The following is a 3,573-nucleotide window of genomic DNA, read 5'->3' on the forward strand; positions in this document are numbered from 1 at the left end:
CAAATTAACTTCACTCAATGGGATTCCCTTACTGAACAAACAGAATGTATCAACCTTAAGAAGATCATTCCTGAAGCGGAACTGGATTTTGATAACCAGGATCAGCAATTAAACATTTCTATACCGCAAATTTTTATCAATAAGCAGCCACGGGGATCAGTACCTGCCTCTATGTGGGACAGTGGTATTCCGGCGATGATGTTGAGCTACAACATGAACGCGTATCAATCTAAGAATAATGGCTATGATTCAAAGTCGTTTTATACCTCTGTTAATAGCGGATTGAATATCGGCTCCTGGTATTTACGCCATAACGGTTCCTATAACTGGGCTGAGGGGACTGGAGGGCGTTATAGCGTCCTGAACACCTACGTACAGCACGATTTACCGCGCGTTTCTGGTCGTCTGGTGATGGGGCAGTCCAATACCAGCGGGCAGTTGTTCGATACGGTCCCTTTTACCGGTGTTCAGGTCGCCAGCGACGAGCGTATGTTGCCGGAATCCCAGCGAGGTTATGCGCCCGAAATCCGCGGCATAGCGAAGACCAATGCGAAAGTCACGGTGAAACAGAGCGGGCAGACCATTTATGAAACCACCGTTTCGCCTGGCGCTTTCGTCATCAATGATCTCTATCCCACCGGTTACGGCGGTAACCTGGATGTCACGATTGAAGAGGCCGATGGTTCGCAGCAGAACTTTTCGATTCCTTATGCTTCAGTCTCTCAGCTCTTACGTCCAGGCAGCCAGCGTTACAGCCTGAGCTTAGGTAAGCTGCGCAGTGACAGTGTTTCAGGTGCTCCGAAATTGGTTGAAGCGACTTATCAACGTGGTTTCTCAAACCTGATGACTGGCTATACCGGTTTACAGGCGAATAAAGATTACCAGGCGGTAAAAGTGGGGACCGCGCTGGGGTTGCAAATTGGCGCTATTGCTTTTGATGTCACCCAATCGAAGGTGCATTTGCCCTCGCCAGATGAGCAGGATATCTCCGGCCAAAGTTATCAGGTCAGCTACAGCAAGTTGATTGATGAGACTAACAGTAACATTACCCTGGCTGCATACCGCTTTTCGAGCAGCGGCTATATGGATTATATGACCGCAATGGAAAGCATTCAGGCGGTTAAAGACGGTGAAGACAGAAACACCATCCAGCGTGAAAAAAACCGCTTCACAGTTACGGTAAGCCAGGGACTGGCTGACGACTGGGGGCAGCTCTATCTCAGTGGTTCTTTACAGGACTACTGGGGACAAGATAATTATGAGCGCCAGTATCAGTTTGGTTACTCGAATCACTATAAACAACTGAGCTACAGCATCAACGTCAGCCGCAGCCAGGATGCCTGGGGCGAAGCGCAGACCAGCTACTATCTGAATATGTCATTCCCTCTATGGGAAAGCCACAGCAGCAATTATGCGCCACAGATGAGTGTGAGCTACAACCAGGACTCTGCGGGACGTTCGGGTGAACAGGCGATGATTTCAGGAAGCGCAGGAGAGGATAACCGATACTCCTGGAACGCCAGCGGGACACATGACAGCGATGCCGGAACTTCCGCGAGCGTCGGCGGCTCATATCGGGGCAGTGTGGCACAAATGTCAGGCAGTTATAGCCAGGGAGCGGATTATCAGAGCGCGTCTCTGAGCATGTCTGGGGCGATGGTTGCCCACTCCGGCGGCCTGACGTTCTCGCCTTATAACAGCGATACTTTCACGCTGGTAGAAGCAAAAGGTGCGGAAGGGGCGACAGTACCGTCATATCCGGGGATTAAGATTGATAGATTTGGTTATGCGTTGTTGCCGGCTTCAAGTCCGTATCAGTTGAACGATGTCTCCATCGATCCAAAAGGCACGTCTCGCAATGTCGAACTGGAGAATACGTCGCAAAAAGTGGTTCCTCGTTATGGCGCGGTGGTGAAAGTGAAGTTCAACGCTGAGAAGGGTACGCCGATTTTAATTACCTCATCTTACTCAGGCAATGCGCTGCCGTTTGGCGCGGAGGTATATGACGAAAAAGATCATAGCGTTGGTACCGTTGCGCAAGGGAGCACTATCTATGCCCGTGTAGCAGAGCCGAAAGGGACATTGAAGGTGAAATGGGGGGATGACGATGGATCACAATGTTCTGTCAGCTATATGCTTGCGCCCGGTATTGAAAACGATACTAAGCAAACGGCTATTCAGCGGTTTAATAATGAATGTCGTTAGATGGACGTTAGTCAGACTGATCTTACGGATTTTATTTTCATCAATCTAGCAATAATTGCGGATTGAAGACGAACTCATCGTACCCTGAGTAATAGGTAAAAAGGTTAATTTTTTATGTATGTCAAATATCATCATGGTTATTTAAAAAAACTGCTCGCTATTATGGCAATAATCTTTGCTTGGGCATGTTTCTCCCCAAGTGCATTGGCTTTTACATGCTATAACGGTGCTGCTTCAATTTTTAATGGGTCTACCACATTTACTGTTCAGGTGGATGCGCCGGTATTAGATAAATCTGTCACCGATGCGATTATTACCGATATGAGTACGTATGCATCATGTTATGGTGTGCCTGACCAAGAATATCAAGATGCTTTACGGAGTAATAGTCTCACCATCTCCTCTGCCCTTACCCGTCTGGGCTATGAACCTTTTATTCAGATGAGTGGAACTGACTACACTGTGCAACCGGTTTGCTTATGGCCTGATAATTCATGCAGTATTTCAGGTTCATCTGATTGGGTAAATAAACCTATTGAGGCAAAATTAGGCATAACCAGAACGTCAACCGCAACATGGGGTACTGGCACCACACTTCCGGCAGGGACAGAAATAATGAGGTTGGAAACACAGATGAGAGGCTTGCAAAAATGGGAGTCCTGGTATATTACATGGGTGTTTGTACTCAAAAATGACATGGTTATCCCTAACTATACCTGTGAACTGGATAATGATTATTCAAACTATGTATCTTTGCCGGACGTGAGTGTTAATCAGCTCAAAGAAAATGGGCCGGGAAAATATCTCGATGCACCTGCGCCTTTTCATTTTAATCTAAAATGTGATCCGCAAACTTCTGTTTCAATACAGTTTGATGGTGCTACAATGAATAATATCGACAGTGTATTAGCCAATACAAAACCAGGGAATGATAATGTTGGCATCCAGTTGCTGTTTAACGGCGGTCCTGTCAAAATAGGTGAAAAACTGGAAGTCATTAGCAGTGCACAGACCAATGAGACGGTAGGGTTCAACGCTTTATACTATTATAAAGGCGGAGCAGTCGGTGCCGGTAGAGTGAATTCAGTTGCTACCTTTACCTTTGACTATCAGTAAATAATTTTAGTAAGCACCGGTAGTTTGTATCGCTGTCGTACCTCCAGTCGGGAAGTTATTTTGCTACTCCTTTGATGGAGGGATATTACCACTCCATTGTATCGCCGGTTCGGGTTGGTAATATTTTAGATTAAGTAGCTTATGAGCTGAGCCACAAACGTCTCGCAGTATGTTGCATATAATATATTTCCCTTTATTTTGCACTCTCAGATCAGGAGCGCATCTACGTTGTTTTTAGCCCCTACATTTTTA

Annotated in this window: 2 protein-coding genes; both read left to right on the top strand. The window is 46.4% G+C overall.

Annotated features, from left to right (window positions below):
- On the top strand, positions 1 to 2,205 hold a 2,205-nt coding region (locus NNO04_RS22155; protein ID WP_271446493.1), incomplete at its 5' end, for a fimbria/pilus outer membrane usher protein.
- Between the two features lie 114 nt (positions 2,206 to 2,319).
- Positions 2,320 to 3,321 (top strand): fimbrial protein, encoded by a 1,002-nt coding sequence (locus tag NNO04_RS22160; RefSeq protein WP_271446494.1) that lies wholly within the window; start codon positions 2,320 to 2,322, stop codon positions 3,319 to 3,321.
- Positions 3,322 to 3,573: the final 252 nt, after the last annotated feature.

Source organism: Citrobacter sp. Awk 4, assembly GCF_028069725.1.
GTDB lineage: Bacteria > Pseudomonadota > Gammaproteobacteria > Enterobacterales > Enterobacteriaceae > Citrobacter_D.

Excerpts from the sequence above, each read along its gene's own strand:
- NNO04_RS22160 (WP_271446494.1), top strand. The coding sequence starts at position 2,320 with ATGTATGTCAAATATCATCATGGTTATTTAAAAAAACTGCTCGCTATT.